Genomic DNA, 16,049 nt, shown 5'->3' on the forward strand with positions numbered 1-16,049 from the left:
CAAGCGCTCGAAAAGCGCGAGCGCGACACGAGCGGAGACGATACGCGACATGTGGGCGATCCACGCCGACGCCGGCCGCAAGATCATCGCAGGCGCCTTTCCCCTGCTGAAGCCGCAAAATCTCCTGAAGCCGAAAAAGAAGAAGCATGGCGGGCTCGAAGGCCCGCTCGCGCTGCTCGGCTCGCTCGAGGTGCGGCTCGCCTGCAGCAAGAAGGAAATCCGCAAGGCGCAGCGGCTGCGCTTCAAGGTTTTTTTCCGCAAGGGCGGCGCAATTCCCGACGCCAAGGCCGCGATCACGCGGCGCGACGCCGATCGCTTCGACAAATTCTGCGATCATCTCATCGTAATCGATCATGCGGCGCGCAATCGCTTCGGCAAGATCAAGCCCAAGGTCGTCGGCGCCTATCGCCTGCTACGCCGCGATGTCGCGGAGAAGAAGGGCGGATTCTATTCGGCCGGAGAATATGACATTGCCCCGCTGCTCGCCCGTCACGATGGAACGCGCTTTCTCGAGCTCGGCCGCTCCTGCGTGCTCGAGCAATATCGCGGCAAGCGCACGATCGAGCTTTTGTGGCGCGGCATACTCGCTTATGTCCGGCATCATCGCATCGATGCAATGATCGGCTGCGCGAGTCTCGAGGGCGCCAATCCGCTCGCCCATGCGGCGGCGCTGAGCTTCCTCGCGCATCATGCGCGCGCCGACGAAGATTGGCGCGTGAGCGCACGGCGCGAAATGCATGTGCCGATGGAGATGCTGGCGAAAGAGGCCGTCGATCCGCGCAAGGCGATGAGCGCGCTGCCGCCGCTGATAAAGGGCTATCTGCGCTGCGGCGCCAAATTCGGCGACGGCGCCGTGGTCGATCGCAAGTTCAACACGACGGATGTGTTCGTCGTCTTGCGCGTCGCCGAAATCGATGCGCGCTATCTCGATTATTTCGGCCCCGCGGAAGCGCGCGACGCGGCCTGAGCGGTCGAGTTTCTTTGGTCACTCTCGACGCGCGCATTGCGCGCGATCGGGAGTCGGTCCACGCGCTCAGCCGAAGGCGAAGCCGGAGATCGCCTTGCCCACGGCCGCATCGTGAAAGACGCGGCGTCCCACATCCGCTCCAGCCGCGCCGGCGACCACCATCAACGGCAGAAGATGCTCCTCGCGCGGATGGCAAGCGCGCGCGAACGGCGCCTCGCTCCACTGCGCGAGCAGCGCATTGCGTTCCTCGGGGTTCGGCTTCGTCGCGGCATCTGTCAGCCAAGCGTCGAAACCGGCGGCGGCCTTCGCCTCGCCGTTGAAGAATGTGCGCAGATTATGGAAACTGTTGCCGCTGCCGAGGATGAGAACGCCGTCATCGCGCAGAGGCGCGAGCGCCGCGCCGACGCCGATGTGAAAGGCGGGATCGAGATCGTCACGCAAAGACAGAGTGAGAATCGGAATCGTCGCGCCGGGCTCGACGATCAGCATGGGCACGAAGACGCCGTGATCGAAGCCGCGCGCGGCGTCCAGCGCCGTCTCGACGCCGGTCGCAGCCAGCAGCGCGCGCGCCTGCTCGGCGAGATGCGGCGCACCGGGCGCGGGATAGCTCAGGCGATAGGTGTGCTCGGGGAAGCCGTAATAATCGAAGATCATGCCGGGCGCTTTCGCCGCGCCGAGAGTGACCCGCTTCTCCTCCCAATGCGCCGAGACGATGAGAATGGCGCGCGGACGTTCCGGCAGAGACGCGAGCAGGCCGCAGAGATAGGCCTTCAGCCCGTCGAAGGCGCGGGCCATCGGGCCATCCACCCAAAAGCAGGGGCCGCCGCCGTGAGAGATGAAAATCGCCGGCTGCCGCATCCAAGCCTCCGCTGCGTGTGATCTGCAGATAGGCCGAGCGGGGCGCGGCCGCAATGCGGCGCGCCCTTTTCCCCGCCGCGCGCGCTTTTATATGAGCGCACCGAGGATTTCTGGAGGACGAAACGATGGACTCCCAAATCACCGGATTGAAAGTGGCGGCGGTTATTTTCGGCCTTATGGCGCTCGGACAGGCGGGGCGGCTGGCGACGCAGCCGGACATTCAGGTCGGCGGCGCCTCCATGCCGCTATGGCCGAGCGCGGTGGCGCTGATCGTTCTGCTCGGCTTGTGCCTGTGGCTGTGGCGGCTGGCCAAGCCGCAGTGAAGGCGCGGATTCGGACGAAGGCCGGGTCGCGTCGCAACTTAGCAATACGAGGTCATCGCCCGGCGGCCTCGGCGGCCCACGCCTACGCCTTGGTGGCGAGACATGTTTCCATCGCCCGCGACGCATAGGCGCCGCGGCGGGTGGCCCGGCCATCACGACGGTCGCGCCAGAAGCACATTGCCGCCGGGATTCGGCTATTGACGGCGTCGGATATTCGAATCGACGATGCCGCCGATACGAAGTTGGACAAGAAATGAAAGAAACGCAGCACTTTTTAACGAGCGTCCATCTCGCGAACGAGCGCGCGATATGGGTGCGAGAGCCGGGGAATAAGGCCTCGAACGTGACGGTGTTTTTGGATGCGGAGCTCTACCGGGACCGTGTAGGGGCGACCTCGATCATCGACGCCCTCGAGTCCCAGGGCGACATCGATAGCTCACTTTTCGTCTTTGTCTCTGTGGAGAGCGCCGCATCCCGGTGGGTGGAATGCCCCTGCTATTCTCCTTTCGCTCGCTTCATCGAAGAAGAGCTGTTCCCATGGCTGGAGAGAGCCTATCCGAGCGCGCTCGAAGCCCAGGAGCGCGTGATCGCCGGTCTCAGCTATACTGGTCTGACCGCGGCTTATGTCTCTATGATGTGCCCGTCCCGATTCACCAAGGTGATCGCCCAGTCCGGCTCGTTCTGGTCGAACGACTGCTGGATTATCGATTACTTCGAGACGCTGGATCGCAAACCAAAAACAGAATTCTACCTGGATGTCGGCCTTAGAGAAACGCAGGAAAACGTTCTGCACAAAGAGGATGTTTTTCAGGCGGTCTCCCAGATCGAAGGGGTGAAGAGATTTCGAGACGCATTGCTACGACACGGCTACCAACCTCATTATGTCGAATTCGATGGAGGTCACGACTTCGCAGCCTGGAGCCTTACGCTGCCAGATGCGCTGCGATGGGCGCTGCCTTCTACGAGGACCGAGCCCGACCCCGCGAATGCGGCAGAGCCGCATCGCTGACCGCCGCGTCCGCCGGGCTTTGTCGCACGGGCTTGCCAACCTCCTGTCTTTCCGCTTATAAGCCGCGCTTCCGAACCGCCCGGCCAGTGATGGGCTGCCGTGGCGGTTCTTTTCGCTCGCGCGAATAAAGCGCCGGGAAACCGGCGCGCAGAACAGGGCCTTGCGCCCAGGAGAGCAAAATGCCCAAGCTGAAGACCAAATCGGGCGCCAAAAAGCGCTTCAAGATCACCGGCACCGGCAAGGTGGTCTATGCCCAGAAGGGCAAGCGCCACGGCATGATCAAGCGCACCAACAAGCAGATCCGAAATCTGCGCGGGACGTCCGTCCTGTTCAAGACGGACGGCGACAACGTCAAGAAGTATTTCCTGCCCAACGGCTGAGCTTCTCCCCTTCCCCCGATTTCGGATTTCCTGAAAGGATCATGTCATGGCTCGCGTCAAACGCGGCGTCACCTCGCACGCCAAGCACAAGAAGACCCTGGATGCCGCCAAAGGCTTCTACGGCCGTCGCAAGAACACCATCCGCGCCGCCAAGGCCGCGGTCGATCGCTCGATGCAATATGCGACGCGCGACCGCAAGGCCAAGAAGCGCGTCTTCCGCGCCCTGTGGATTCAGCGCCTCAACGCCGCCGTGCGTGAGCTGGGCCTGACCTACAGCCGCTTCATCGACGGCCTCGCCAAGGCCGGCGTCACGGTGGACCGCAAGGTTCTGTCCGAGCTCGCCATCACCCAGCCGGAGGCCTTCAAGGCCATCGTCGAGAAGGCCAAGGCCGCGCTGCCGCAGACGGCCTGATCCATCGGCGCCGACGCTTCGACGCGGGAATCCTTTCGGATGAAATGGTATTCCTGCCTGAATGCGTCGGCTCTCGACCGCTACGCCGAGCATTTGCGCGTCGCCGTCCGCACGGCGATCGACCTAGCGGGGCTCGAGCCGCATCTCGTCTTCGACGGCGAGGCGGACCGGCTCCGCGCCATTCTCGGCCATGACGCGCCCGTCCATATCCACAGCCGGCGCTCCGGCCTCATCGAGGCCATAGAGGCGACGCCGGAGACGCCGGACTGGAGCCGCTCCATCGCCGCCGGCGCCTTTCTGCGGCTCGAAATTCCCCTCATCGAGACGAAGGACGATTTCGTCCTCTACACTGATTGCGACGTGCTGTTCGCCCGGCGGGTCGAGCTTTCGCCGCTGCGGCCGCGCTATTTCGCCGCCGCGCCCCAGCACGAGCCGCATGAGTGGTCGCAATTCTGCTCGGGCGTGCTGCTCCTCAACGTCCCGGCCATGCGCGCCGAATATGAGCCGCTGATACGGAGCGCGCGCGCCGCGCTCGGCCTGCCGCATCATTACGATCAAGAGGCGCTCAACGCGCATTTCGCAGGGCGCTGGGACCATCTGCCGCTCGCCATGCATTGGAAGCCCTATTGGGGCGTCGAATGGGGCGCTTCCATCGTGCATTTCCATGGCCCCAAGGCCGAGGATGCGCGCCGCCTCGCGGCCGCGCCGGCGGGGACCGATCTGCTCTCGCAGCTCTACGCCCGCGATCCGCGGGGCTATGCGCATTTTCTGCGCTTCTACGACATCGCCGCCGAGGCCGATCGGCGCGGCGCGCGCATCGGCGCGGCGGAGCTGGCGCCGATGCGGCTGGAGGCGGCGGCGGAGTCCGGCGGCCGCGCCTTGCGCCGCGCCCTCGCCTTTTTGCGCGAGCTGCGCCCGCTGACCCCGCGCGAGGCTGCGCCTTCGCCCATTTTGCCGCCGGAGGCGAGCTTCGCGCAAATCGCGACGCTCGAGAATTTCGACGAGCGCGCCTATCTCTACGCCAATCCCGATGTCGCCGATAAGGTGCGCAGCGGGAGCATTCTCTCCGGCCGCGCGCATTTCGCGCGCTATGGCCGCTACGAGGGGCGCGTGCAGATGATCCCGCGCGACCGGCCCGCCACGCCGGAGGATTTCGACGCCGAGGCCTATGTCGCGCGCAATCCCGACGTCGCCTTTCTGATCGCGCGCGGCCGCTATCCTTCCGCCCGCGCGCATTTCGAGCGGCGCGGGCGCGCGGAACTGCGCCGGCAGCTGACGCGGCCCTGACGCCCCGCGCCTATGGCGCCCGGCGCGCGCATCGGCCACATATGAGAGCGCAGCGGCTCGAAGGGAATCATTCGAGCGGCGCCGGCGGTCGCGAGGGTTCCATGGCCAATTCTTATGATCTCATCGTCATCGGCGGCGGGCCGGGCGGCTATGTCGCCGCCATCCGCGCCGCGCAGCTCGGGCTGAAGACGGCCATTGTCGAGCGCGAGCATTTGGGCGGCATTTGCCTCAATTGGGGCTGCATTCCCACCAAGGCCCTGCTGCGCTCGGCCGATGTCTTTCGTCTCGCAAAACATGCGAAGGATTTCGGCCTGCGCATAGAGGGCGAGGTCTCCTTCGACGCCGAAGCGCTGGTGAAGCGCTCGCGCGCTGTCGCCGGGCGGCTCAACGCCGGCGTCGAGTTCCTGTGCAAGAAGAACAAGATCGATGTGATCTGGGGCGAGGCCGCGCTCACCGCGCCGGGCGAGATTCGCGTCGCCGCGCCCAAGGGTTTCGGCGCGCGGCCGCAACTCCCCAAGCCGAAGAACATCCTCGGCGAAGGCGTCTATTCGGCCAAGCACATCATCGTCGCGACCGGGGCGCGGCCGCGCGCTCTGCCGGGCCTCGAGCCGGACGGCGAGCGCGTCTGGACCTATTTCGAGGCGCTGCTGCCGCCTTCCATGCCGAAATCACTACTCGTCGTCGGCGGCGGCGCGATCGGCGTCGAATTCGCGTCCTTCTACTCGACCTTCGGGGCGCAGGTGACTCTGGTGGAGGCGCTGCCGCAAATCCTGCCGGCGGAAGACGCCGAGATCGCCGCGCTGGCGCGCAAATCCTTCGAGAAGCAAGGGATAAAAATCATCACCAGCGCCAAGCTCGCGAAGCTCGACAAGAGCGACAATGGCGTCGTCGCGACGATCGCGACCGAGAGCGGCGAGCAGAGCATAGAGGCCGAGCGCGTCATCTCCGCCGTCGGAGTCGTTCCCAATAGCGAGGGGCTGGGGCTGGAGGCTCTGGGCGTGAATACCGATCGCGGCGTCATTCTCACCGACGGCCTCGGCCGCACCAATGTCTCAGGTATTTATGCGATCGGCGATGTCGCCGGCCCGCCAATGCTCGCCCATAAGGCGGAGCATGAGGGTGTCGTCTGCGTCGAGGCGATCGCCGGCCTGTCGCCGCATCCGATCGAGCGCACGCGCATTCCCGCCTGCACCTATTGCCATCCGCAGATCGCCTCGGTCGGCCTCACGGAAGCGGCGGCGAAAGCGGCGGGACATGAGCTGAAGATCGGGCGCTTTCCCTATATCGCCAATGGCAAGGCCATCGCCATGGGCGAGACGGAGGGCCTGGTGAAGACCGTTTTCGACGCGAAGAGCGGACGCCTGCTCGGCGCGCATCTCATCGGCGCCGAGGTGACGGAGCTGATTCAAGGCTTCGTGATCGCGATGAATCTGGAGACGACCGAGGCGGAGCTGATGGAGACCATCTTCCCGCATCCGACGCTCTCCGAGACCATGCATGAGAGCGCGCTCGACGCCTTCGGGCGGGCGATTCATATTTGACGGAGGACGCCGAGCGAGCCTGACGGCTAGCGGCGTTTAGCCCGCTAGCCGTCAGGCTCGCATCAAATCAATGGCGCCCCTCCAGCGCCGCGCCTTCCCAATAGGGCGCCGCGCCGTAATGCTGGTGGATGCGCGTCTCCCAGTCGCGATCGGTCCAGCTCGCCTCGCTATATTCCGGCGCCTTCTCCAGCATCTGCTCCGTCACAGAAGTCGTATAACGACGCCTGTCCTGGTCGTAGCAGAGCGCCTTCCACGGCACGGCGTGATGGCCCTTGCGCAGGCACATGAAGCCGCAGAAATCGACGATGGCGTAGCGCGCCTGGCCGGTGATGGGATCGATCATCAGATGATCGATCTCGCCGATTTCCTTGCCGCTCTGATCGAAGATTTTCGCGCCGACGATATGCTCGCTCGAGATCATTTGGAGTTCAGGGATAGCGGTCGCCATTTCGACCTCCCGTGTGAGCCCCCGGCCCTCGGATGGATGGAAACGCCCGGCGCGGCGAAAAGTTGCCGAAGGTCACAGCCGCCATGCGCCGTAGGCGATGGTGATCAGCGTGAGCGGCGCGCCCACTTTGAAATAGGCCCAGAAGCCGATGGAGACGCCCGCGGCGCGAGCGCGCTCGGCGACGATGAGATTGGCGACGGAGCCGATGAGCGTCAGATTGCCGGCGAGCGTCGAGGCCATGGCGACGACGAGCCAGGCGCGCTGCGGATCGGCCGCGCCGGCGATGAAGGGCTTCAACGCCAGCACCGCCGGCACATTGCTGACGACATTGGAGAGCACCGCGGAAACCGCCGACAGAACGCCCGCATCGGACAGATCGAAATTGCCGATGGAGGCGACGGCCTGCGGCGTCAGCACCGTCGTCTCGAGCCCTTCGACGACGATGAACAGGCCGACGAACATCAAGAGAAGCGGCCAATCGATCTCGCGATAGACCTTCTCCGCCTTCACATGGCGGGTGACGAGCAGCAGCGCGCCGCCGACGATGGCCACTTTCGCGACCGGCTGGCCGGCGAAGAAAAGCGCCATCATGGCGAGCGTCACCAGCACCGATTTGACGACGAGAAATCCGCGCGCCCGCGCCGGCGCCGGCGCCGCCTCGGGCAGTCTCTCGCGCGTGAGAAACTCGCCGCGGTAGAACAGCGCCACCAGCACGAAAGTGGCGAGAAGGCCAAAGGCGGCGACCGGCCAAAGCGCCGCGGCGAAGGCGCCATAGGGAATATGCGACAGGCCGCCGATAATCATGTTCTGCGGATTGCCGGTGATCGTCGCCACGCTGCCGACATTGGAGGCCATGGGCACGGCGAGCAGATAGGGCAGAGGATCGCGCTTCAGGCGTCTGGTCAGCTCGAGGGTGAGCGGCGTCATCACGAGGCAGATGGCGTCATTGACGAGAAAGGCGGAAAAAGCGCCCGTCACCAGCACGATTGCGGCGAGCAGAGCGAGCGGCGTCTTCGCACGCGCGACGACGAAATTGCTCGCCAGCCGAAAAAAGCCGGAGAGACGCAAATTGGCGACGACGATCATCATGCCGAGCAGAAGAGTGATCGTATCGAAATCGATGGCGCGATAGGCCGCGTCCAGCGGCAGCACGCCGAGCCCGACCATAAGGCTGGCGCCGAGCAGCGCCGCGCCGGCGCGATCGAGCCGCAAGCCCGGCGCCTCGCCGAGCGCGATGACGACATAGGTCCCGGCGAAGACGATGATGGCGATAGCGTGCGTCCAGGCCGGCGACGCGCCGCCCGCGAGCAGCGCCGGAAGCGAGGCGAGAAGCGTCGCGCCGGCCCCAGCTGCGAGCGCGCCGACGAAGACGAGCGCGACCGCCAGCAGCGCCGCGACAAAGGGCGAGCGTTCTTTTTCAGCCATTCGGACTCACGCGTTCAAGCGGCGGATCGCTCTGGCTTAGCGCTTTCCGGCATGCCGAGCCAGAGCAGCAGAAAAGCGAGCGCCGCGACGGCGGAGAGAAACAGAAAAGCGGCATTGAAACCGGCGGTGTCGACGAGCGCGCCGGCGACGACATTGCTGAGCGCGGCGCCCGCGCCCCAGCAGGCGCCGGAGGCGCCGAGCGCGAGGCTGTAATGGCCCGTCCCCTCGGTGAGATCGTCGATCACGATGAAGAACAGAGCGCCGAAGAGGCCCGCGCCGACGCCATCGAGCAATTGGATGGAGACGAGATAGAGCGGATCGTCGAACAGCGTGTAGAGCAGCCCACGAATCGGCAGCACGGCGAAGCCGGCGAGCAGCAGCGGCTTGCGGCCCCAGCGATCGGCCTTGGCGCCGACGAGGGCCGCCATGGGGATCATGACCGCCTGCGCGGCGATGACGCAGGCGGCCATGAACAGCGAGCCGGTCTGATCGCGCCCCTCGCTCAGCCTTTCGCCAACCAGCGGCAGCATTGCGGCATTGGCGAAGTGAAATAGCGTGATCGCTGCGGTGAAGATCAGCAGAGGACGCGATTCGAAGATCACGCGCAGCCCGCTCGGGCGCTCGCCATCGGCGGGATCGTCGTCGCCATCTGAAAGACCGCGCGCGGCGCGATGGTCGATCTCGCGCGCGTCGATCATCACCAGCGCGAGGGCGCTGGCGCAGGCGAGCAGCACGACGAGCCACAACACGGCGACCGGCGCGATCAGCCAACCGGCGAGCCCCGCCGCGATCGCCGTCACCACATTGCCGGCATGGTTGAAGGCCTCATTGCGGCCGATGCGCTCGGCGAAAAGCGCGCGGCCGACGACGCCGAGGCTGATCGCCGCTATGGCCGGCGGAAACACCGCGTCGCAGGCGCCGATGATGGTCTGCGCCGCCGCCGCGGGCCAGAAAAACGGAAAAAGACCGAGCGCCGCAGAGCCCGCCGCGACGAGCAGCGCGCCCGCGGCGATGAGCCCGCGCTTGCCGCGCGTCCAATCGACCAGCGCGCCGGCGGGAGCGCGCGCGGCCACTGTCGCCGCGCCCGCGATGGTCATGATGACGCCGATATGGGTGGCGTCCCAATGCTGGCTCGACCACAGATAAATGGCCAGAAACGGCCCGACGCCGCTCTGCACATCGGCGAGCAGAAAGCTCACCCAGTCGAGCCCTCTCTCGCTACGCATGGCTCGCGGCGCGCTTCACCGCTCCGGGCGTCGCGCGAAAGGAGATGGCGATGCGATTATAGGCGTTCATCAGGCCGATCGCGATCGTCAGATCGGCGAGCTCCTTCTCGGAAAACTGCGTCGAGACCGCGGCGAACTCCTCATCGGGAACGCCGGTCTCGGCGACGCGCGTCACCGTCTCCGCCCAGGCGAGAGCGGCGCGCTCGCGCTCGCTGAACAGCGCCTCCGCCTCGCGCCACACGGAGACCAGCGCGAGCTTCTCCACGGTGAAGCCTTCACTGATGAGCGCGCGCGTGTGCAGATCGAGGCAATAGGCGCAGCCGTTGATCTGCGACACGCGCAAATAGGCGAGCTCGATGAGCGCTTTGCCGAGTCCGCTGGCGGCGACATAGGAATGCGCGACGCCGAGCGCTTTCATACCTTCGGGCGCGGCGTGAGCGTAATCGAGACGGCTGGTCATTCTCTCTCTCCTGCTGGGACGTCGGGAAGCGTCAGAAATGTCTCGCTCGAATCGTCGACGAATATAGTGAGCAAACGCGCCCGCTCTGTGTCGCCGGCGCTCTCGCTCACCGGATGGAGCGCGCCCGGCGGCTCGAACCAACTCTGCCCGGCGCGGAAAAGTTCCTTCGCCGATGCGCGGTCACGGCGTGGTCGCGACACAAACGAAACTCGACGATGCGCGCGGCACGAAGTCGAGCTCACGCGGTTTTTCGGCGCGAATTCTCGCGACGATCGCCCTCACGAATTCGATTTCGGCGTCGCCGATCGCGGCGCCGGCCAACGCCTCCCTTACCCAGTCGCGGCCCATTTCTTCTTCCAGAAAATCGATGTCGTAGGTCTCGATCGGATCGAGACGCACGCGATCATTCGACCATATGCGAATATTCTCGAGCCCCGCCCGCGCCAGCAGGGTCGGCAGACGCAGACCGATATCCTGGTCGCCTCTGCGGATTTTGACGAAATCAACGAACCTGACCCAGACGCCATAGAAGGCGGCGCGTTCAGACGGCGTCAGAAAATGCGTCAATTCGAACGTCTGCGCCCAATTCAAATGATTGACCGGCTCGACGCAGACGATCGTTCCGCCGCGCTTCGCCACGCGACGCATTTCCGCGACGATTTTTTCCGGCGCGAGGCTGTGCATCAGCAAAGTCTGCGCGGTGACGATGTCGAAAGAGCCGCCGGGCAGGCCGGTGTCGCTCACATCCGATTCGACAGCGCGATAGGCGATATGCGGCGCGCGCTCAGCATATTTTTTTGCGGAGCGCTCGCACCATTCGCGCTCCCGATCGACGCCCGTCACTTCCCGCAGATCGACGAAGGCGTCGAGAAGGCCGAGGCTCCAATGCCCTTCGCCGACGCCGAAATCGGCGAGGCTCGTCACGATCTCGTCGCCTATGGCGCGCGACTTCAGCAGGCGGAGAAAATCGCGGCTCCACCAATCGAAGCGATCGTCGTGAATGTAATCCGCCGAATGCGGCGCCTCCGACATGATCGCTCCTCCGCAATGACATGAGGCCCGCGCCAATCGAAGCGGCGCGGCTCTGCAATGAATTGGACGCGCCGTCGCGGCTCGCTCACAGCTTGCGCAGCGCGACTTCCTCTATGCGATGGTCCGCGCCTTTGGTCAGCACCAGGCTGGCGCGCGGACGCGTCGGCGAGATGTTGCGGCGCAGATTTTCGAGATTGATGCGCGTCCAAATATCTTTGGCGACGCGCATGGTCTCCGCATCGTCGAGATCGGCGTATTTCTTGAAATAGGAGAGCGGATCGCGGAAGGCCGTCTCGCGCAGGCGCTGGAAGCGCTCCACATACCATTGCTCGAGCACATTCTCCTCGGCGTGCAGATAGACCGAGAAGTCGAAGAAATCCGAGACGAAGGGAATCTCGCGCCCATCGCCGCGCGGACGGCTGGCGAGCAATACGTTCACGCCTTCTACGATGAGAATATCCGGCCGATCGACATAGAAGAACTCGTCCGGCACCACATCATAGATGAGATGCGAATAGACCGGCGCGGCGACATTGCGCTGGCCGGCCTTCACATCGGAGAGAAAGCGCAGCAGCGCGCGATTGTCGTAGCTCTCGGGAAAGCCCTTCTTGTCCATCAGCCCGTCGCGCTCGAGCACGGCGTTGGGATAGAGAAAGCCGTCGGTGGTGACGAGCTCGACCTTCGGCGTGTTGGGCCAGCGCGACAGCAGCGCCTTGAGAATGCGCGCCGTCGTGGACTTGCCCACGGCGACCGAGCCGGCGACGCCGATGATATAGGGCATCTTGCCGTCCTCGGCGCCCAGAAATCGCTGCGTCGCCTTGAACAGGCCTTGCGTCGCCGCGACATAGAGCGCGAGCAGGCGCGAGAGCGGCAGATAAATCTCGATGACCTCTTCCAGCGAGATCGGATCGTCGAGCGATTTGAGCCGCGTCAAATCGTCGATCGTGAGCGTGAGCGGCGTGTCGGCGCGCAGGCTCGCCCATTCGGCGCGGGTGAAGCGCCGATAGGGCGACAGCGCGACGCCGGCTCCCAGATAAGCCTCGGCGTTCATTTCCGCTCTCCGCGCGACGCTTTTTCCGCATGGCCGGATTGGACGGTGCGCGTCTCCAGCTCAGCGAGAACTTCCGCGAGCGAGACGCCGCCCGCCTCCAGCAGCACGAGCAGATGATAGAGCGTGTCTGCGGCCTCGCTCGTCAGATTCTTGCGGTCGCCCTCCATGGCGGCGATGACGGTCTCCACCGCCTCCTCGCCGAATTTCTTGGCGATGCGGGGCGTTCCGGCCTCGAACAAGCTCTTGGTGTAGGATTGCGCGGCGTCTGCGCCCCGCTTCGATGCGATGATCTTCGCGAGATCGGCGAGGGTGAAATCGCTCATGAGGACTCCAGGCCGTCGAGACGCATCGGAATGCCCGCTTTCGCCATATATCGCTTCGCCTGCGGGATGGTGAACTCGCCGAAGTGGAAAATAGACGCCGCGAGAACGGCGGAAGCATGGCCTTCGCGCACGCCTTCGACGAGATGATCCAGCGTTCCGACTCCGCCCGAGGCGATGACCGGCACATCGACCGCATCCGCAACGGCGCGCGTCAGCTCTATGTCGAAGCCGATTTTCGCGCCGTCACGGTCCATGGAGGTGAGCAATATTTCCCCCGCGCCGAGGCTCGTGACCTCCTTGGCGTATTCGACCGCATCTATGCCCGTCGGGCGGCGGCCGCCGTGGGTGAAGATTTCCCAGTGATCACCGACGCGCTTGGCGTCTATGGCGACGACGATGCATTGCGAGCCGAATTTCTCCGCCGCCTCGCGCACGAATTGCCGATCCGCCACGGCGGCGGAATTGATCGAGGCCTTGTCGGCGCCGGCGAGCAGGAGATTGCGAATATCATCCTCGACGCGCACGCCGCCGCCGACGGTGAGCGGCATGAAGCAGGCCTCCGCCGTGCGCCGCACGACGTCGAGCATGATGCCGCGATTCTCGTGGCTCGCGGTGATGTCGAGAAAGCAGAGCTCGTCGGCGCCGGCGGCGTCATAGGCGATGGCGCATTCGACCGGATCTCCGGCGTCGCGCAGATCGACGAAATTGACGCCTTTGACGACGCGGCCCTCTTTCACGTCGAGGCAGGGGATAACGCGGGATTTGAGCATCAGGCGGCCGAGGATTCCGGAGACTGCGGGCGATTGATGAAGTCCCAGATAATTCTCGGGAGCCAGCCGCCCTTCTTCTTCGTCTCGATTTCCGTAACGATGAATCGAACGTCAGGGATCACCTCTTCCCTGATCTGCGCTGCGAGCCACCGCGCGTCGCGCTCGGACGAGATGCAGAAAGTATTGTCGAAGACGGCGTACCAGTTCGTGATCTCCGCAATCTTGTCCAGGCGCCGGGACACGAGGTCGCGCGACGTCCTCGAACTATCGTAAACCAGGAGAAAAGCGTTCACGGTTGCTCTCCTTCGCTCGGATCCACCTCGATCACATTGGGAAGCTCCAAGCCTTCTCCTTCGATTTTCTGCGGAAGACCGCTCTTGCTTCGGGACTCGATCCAAAGCTCGTGCTGCCGCACCACAAACTCTTCGGACTGAAGGCGATCTGGGCTTTTCAACATAAAGTAGAAATGCGTGATGACAAAGACGACGCTCGGAACGGCGGCAAAGAAGACGAATACATACTTCAACACCGGGTCGGCTTGGAATTCGTAGGCCGCCGTCAGAAAGGCGAGCGTCCCCACCGTCATGAACCACAAGACATGGTTCATGACGTTTCTCACGCGCACCACCCCGGCGCGGGACGTCAAGCGGGCGATGACGTCTTCCGGCCTCATGCCGCCTCCGTCGCCGCCCGGATCAGCGCCAGCGCTTCCGCCGGATCGAGCCGTCCGTCATAGAGCGCGCGGCCGGTGATCGCGCCCGCGAGCTTCTTGCAGTCGGGCTGCAGCAGCCGCTCTATGTCGGCAAGCGAGGCGAGGCCGCCCGAGGCGATGACCGGAATGCTCAGCGCGTCAGCGAGCGCCAGCGTCGCCTCTATGTTGAGCCCCTTCAGCACGCCGTCGCGCGAAATATCAGTGTAGACGATGGCGGCGACGCCGGCGTCCTCGAAGCTGCGGCCGAGATCCTGCGCCGAGACATGGGTGCGGCGCGCCCAGCCCTCGACGGCGACAAAGCCGTCCTTGGCGTCTATGCCCACCGCTATGCGGCCTGGATAGAGCCGCGCCGCCTCGCGCACTAGCGTCGGATCCCGCACCGCCGCCGTGCCGATGATGACGCGCGAAATCCCCTTGTCGAGCCAGCGCGAGATGGTGCGCATCTCGCGAATGCCGCCGCCGAGCTGCACGGGGATTTTGATATTGGCGAGAATGCCCTCCACGGCGAGCGCATTCATCGGCGCGCCGGCGAAGGCGCCGTCGAGATCGACGACATGCAGATATTCGAAACCTTGGGCGGCGAAGGCCTGCGCCTGCGCGGTCGGATCGTCGTTGAACACGGTCGCCGAGGACATTTCGCCCTCGACGAGGCGCACGCATTGACCCTCTTTGAGATCGATCGCAGGAAACAGGATCACGGACGCCACCTCAGAAAATTCGCGATGAGAGCGAGGCCGAGCCTCTGGCTCTTCTCGGGATGGAATTGCGTGCCGACGAGATTGTCGCGCGCCACAGCCGCGGTCAGCGGGGCGCCGTAATCGGTCGTCGCCACGATATGGTCGGGCGAAGCGGGCAGGAATTGGTAGGAGTGCACGAAATAGGCGTGCAGCCCGTCCTTTCCGGTGGGGATGCCGGAAAAGAGCGCATGCGGGCGCGTCAGCTCCAGCGTGTTCCAGCCCATATGGGGGATTTTCAGGTTCTTGTCCGCGGGCTCGATGACCGCGACATCGCCGGCGATCCAGCCGAGGCCGGCCGCCTCGCCATGCTCGAGGCCGCGCGTCGCCATCAGCTGCATGCCGACGCATATGCCGAGGAACGGCCGGCCGCGCTCGATCACCGCCTCGCGCAGCGCCTCGTCCAGCCCGGCGAGCGCCGAAAGGCCGCTGCGGCAATCGCGAAAGGCGCCGACGCCCGGCAGGCAGATGCGCTCCGCACGGCGCACCACTTCGGGATCATTGGTGACGGTGATCTGCGCCCCCTCGCCTTCCCGCGCGGCGCGCTCGAAGGCCTTGGCGGCGGAGTGAAGATTGCCCGATCCGTAATCGATGATCGCCGTGGTCACGCGCGCGGCTCCTCGAACAGGCCGCCGATGACGGAGCGCATCGCCGCCCGGCCGCCGCGCGGCGCCTTCGCTGTCGTCGGGAGGACGCCGGAGGGGCGCCAATTGGCGAAAAACACGTCCTCGGCCTCATCGATCCTAGCCGCGACCATTACGGCGCTCTCCGTGTAACCCTTGCGCTCGAGCGACCAGGCGACGAGCCGCGGCCCCTCGAGGCCGAGCAGCAGGCCGAGCGCAAGCTGCAAGACCGAGGCCGCCGCGGGATTGATCCCGAGAGCCGCGCCGCCGCCGAGGATCAGCGCGAGCGCGGCTGTCCATAGGACGGCCGGCAGCCACGCACGCCGCCACAGCAGCCACAAAGGCCCGAAGAGAAAGGCCGGCGTCGAGAAGCCGTCGCGCAGAAAGACGATTCGCTCCGGCGGCGGAGCCTCGCCCGGCGCGGCCTTGGGTATAAGGACGGTGTAGACGGCCATAGGCCCGCCTCCC

Annotated in this window: 21 protein-coding genes; 7 read left to right on the top strand and 14 right to left on the bottom strand. The window is 65.2% G+C overall.

Annotated features, from left to right (window positions below; translation table 11 throughout):
- Window positions 1-49 precede the first annotated feature (49 nt).
- A complete protein-coding gene (locus METLW3_RS0114965) occupies window positions 50-967 on the top strand; it encodes a GNAT family N-acyltransferase (RefSeq protein WP_024880695.1) in 918 nt (305 codons plus the stop codon).
- 66 nt (window positions 968-1,033) lie between these two features.
- On the opposite strand, the gene METLW3_RS0114970 is transcribed toward METLW3_RS0114965, so the two are convergent.
- Window positions 1,034-1,825, bottom strand: coding sequence for a class III extradiol ring-cleavage dioxygenase (locus METLW3_RS0114970; protein WP_024880696.1), 792 nt, complete (start codon window positions 1,823-1,825; stop codon window positions 1,034-1,036).
- A gap of 125 nt (window positions 1,826-1,950) precedes the next feature.
- On the opposite strand from METLW3_RS0114970, the gene METLW3_RS0114975 reads away from it, so the two are divergent.
- The 6 genes from METLW3_RS0114975 (at window position 1,951) to lpdA (ending at window position 6,777) form a co-directional block, all read left to right on the top strand.
- On the top strand, window positions 1,951-2,148 hold the full coding sequence (locus METLW3_RS0114975; protein ID WP_024880697.1) for a hypothetical protein: 198 nt from the start codon (window positions 1,951-1,953) through the stop codon (window positions 2,146-2,148).
- Between the two features lie 253 nt (window positions 2,149-2,401).
- Window positions 2,402-3,157, top strand: a complete 756-nt coding sequence (locus METLW3_RS0114980; RefSeq protein WP_024880698.1) for an alpha/beta hydrolase-fold protein — start codon at window positions 2,402-2,404, stop codon at window positions 3,155-3,157.
- Between the two features lie 179 nt (window positions 3,158-3,336).
- The gene (rpmI, locus tag METLW3_RS0114985) at window positions 3,337-3,537 is read left to right on the top strand and encodes a 50S ribosomal protein L35 (protein ID WP_018264712.1); all 201 of its coding nucleotides are present in this window, start codon (window positions 3,337-3,339) and stop codon (window positions 3,535-3,537) included.
- A 46-nt stretch (window positions 3,538-3,583) separates the two neighbouring features.
- Complete coding sequence (rplT, locus tag METLW3_RS0114990; protein WP_018264711.1) at window positions 3,584-3,949, top strand: 50S ribosomal protein L20; 366 nt, start codon at window positions 3,584-3,586, stop codon at window positions 3,947-3,949.
- A gap of 39 nt (window positions 3,950-3,988) precedes the next feature.
- Window positions 3,989-5,236, top strand: coding sequence for a hypothetical protein (locus tag METLW3_RS0114995; RefSeq protein ID WP_024880699.1), 1,248 nt, complete (start codon window positions 3,989-3,991; stop codon window positions 5,234-5,236).
- A 101-nt stretch (window positions 5,237-5,337) separates the two neighbouring features.
- A complete protein-coding gene (lpdA, locus tag METLW3_RS0115000; protein WP_024880700.1) occupies window positions 5,338-6,777 on the top strand; it encodes a dihydrolipoyl dehydrogenase in 1,440 nt (479 codons plus the stop codon).
- Window positions 6,778-6,844: 67 nt separating this feature from the next.
- On the opposite strand, the gene METLW3_RS0115005 is transcribed toward lpdA, so the two are convergent.
- From METLW3_RS0115005 to METLW3_RS0115070, 13 genes are all read right to left on the bottom strand, one after another.
- Complete coding sequence (locus tag METLW3_RS0115005) at window positions 6,845-7,225, bottom strand: PRC-barrel domain-containing protein (protein WP_024880701.1); 381 nt, start codon at window positions 7,223-7,225, stop codon at window positions 6,845-6,847.
- 72 nt (window positions 7,226-7,297) lie between these two features.
- A complete protein-coding gene (locus METLW3_RS0115010; protein ID WP_024880702.1) occupies window positions 7,298-8,650 on the bottom strand; it encodes an anion transporter in 1,353 nt (450 codons plus the stop codon).
- Window positions 8,651-8,664: 14 nt separating this feature from the next.
- Window positions 8,665-9,876, bottom strand: a complete 1,212-nt coding sequence (locus METLW3_RS0115015; protein WP_024880703.1) for an MFS transporter — start codon at window positions 9,874-9,876, stop codon at window positions 8,665-8,667.
- On the bottom strand, window positions 9,869-10,336 hold the full coding sequence (locus METLW3_RS0115020; protein WP_024880704.1) for a carboxymuconolactone decarboxylase family protein: 468 nt from the start codon (window positions 10,334-10,336) through the stop codon (window positions 9,869-9,871). Before METLW3_RS0115020 ends, METLW3_RS0115015 begins: the two co-directional genes overlap by 8 nt.
- Before the next feature lie 180 nt (window positions 10,337-10,516).
- Window positions 10,517-11,368, bottom strand: a complete 852-nt coding sequence (locus METLW3_RS26915) for a class I SAM-dependent methyltransferase (RefSeq protein ID WP_024880705.1) — start codon at window positions 11,366-11,368, stop codon at window positions 10,517-10,519.
- Window positions 11,369-11,453: 85 nt separating this feature from the next.
- Window positions 11,454-12,419, bottom strand: a complete 966-nt coding sequence (gene coaA, locus METLW3_RS0115035; RefSeq protein WP_024880706.1) for a type I pantothenate kinase — start codon at window positions 12,417-12,419, stop codon at window positions 11,454-11,456.
- On the bottom strand, window positions 12,416-12,742 hold the full coding sequence (locus tag METLW3_RS0115040; protein WP_024880707.1) for a phosphoribosyl-ATP diphosphatase: 327 nt from the start codon (window positions 12,740-12,742) through the stop codon (window positions 12,416-12,418). Before METLW3_RS0115040 ends, coaA begins: the two co-directional genes overlap by 4 nt.
- A complete protein-coding gene (gene hisF, locus METLW3_RS0115045) occupies window positions 12,739-13,512 on the bottom strand; it encodes an imidazole glycerol phosphate synthase subunit HisF (protein WP_024880708.1) in 774 nt (257 codons plus the stop codon). Before hisF ends, METLW3_RS0115040 begins: the two co-directional genes overlap by 4 nt.
- Window positions 13,512-13,805, bottom strand: coding sequence for a hypothetical protein (locus tag METLW3_RS0115050; protein WP_024880709.1), 294 nt, complete (start codon window positions 13,803-13,805; stop codon window positions 13,512-13,514). The genes hisF and METLW3_RS0115050 overlap by 1 nt, the downstream gene beginning before the upstream one ends.
- Complete coding sequence (locus METLW3_RS0115055; protein ID WP_024880710.1) at window positions 13,802-14,185, bottom strand: hypothetical protein; 384 nt, start codon at window positions 14,183-14,185, stop codon at window positions 13,802-13,804. Before METLW3_RS0115055 ends, METLW3_RS0115050 begins: the two co-directional genes overlap by 4 nt.
- Window positions 14,182-14,931, bottom strand: coding sequence for a 1-(5-phosphoribosyl)-5-[(5-phosphoribosylamino)methylideneamino]imidazole-4-carboxamide isomerase (hisA, locus tag METLW3_RS0115060; protein ID WP_024880711.1), 750 nt, complete (start codon window positions 14,929-14,931; stop codon window positions 14,182-14,184). Before hisA ends, METLW3_RS0115055 begins: the two co-directional genes overlap by 4 nt.
- Window positions 14,919-15,566, bottom strand: a complete 648-nt coding sequence (gene hisH, locus METLW3_RS0115065) for an imidazole glycerol phosphate synthase subunit HisH (protein WP_024880712.1) — start codon at window positions 15,564-15,566, stop codon at window positions 14,919-14,921. The genes hisA and hisH overlap by 13 nt, the downstream gene beginning before the upstream one ends.
- On the bottom strand, window positions 15,563-16,036 hold the full coding sequence (locus METLW3_RS0115070) for a DUF2628 domain-containing protein (protein ID WP_024880713.1): 474 nt from the start codon (window positions 16,034-16,036) through the stop codon (window positions 15,563-15,565). The genes hisH and METLW3_RS0115070 overlap by 4 nt, the downstream gene beginning before the upstream one ends.
- Window positions 16,037-16,049 lie beyond the last annotated feature (13 nt).

Source organism: Methylosinus sp. LW3 (genome assembly GCF_000527115.1).
Taxonomy (GTDB): domain Bacteria; phylum Pseudomonadota; class Alphaproteobacteria; order Rhizobiales; family Beijerinckiaceae; genus Methylosinus.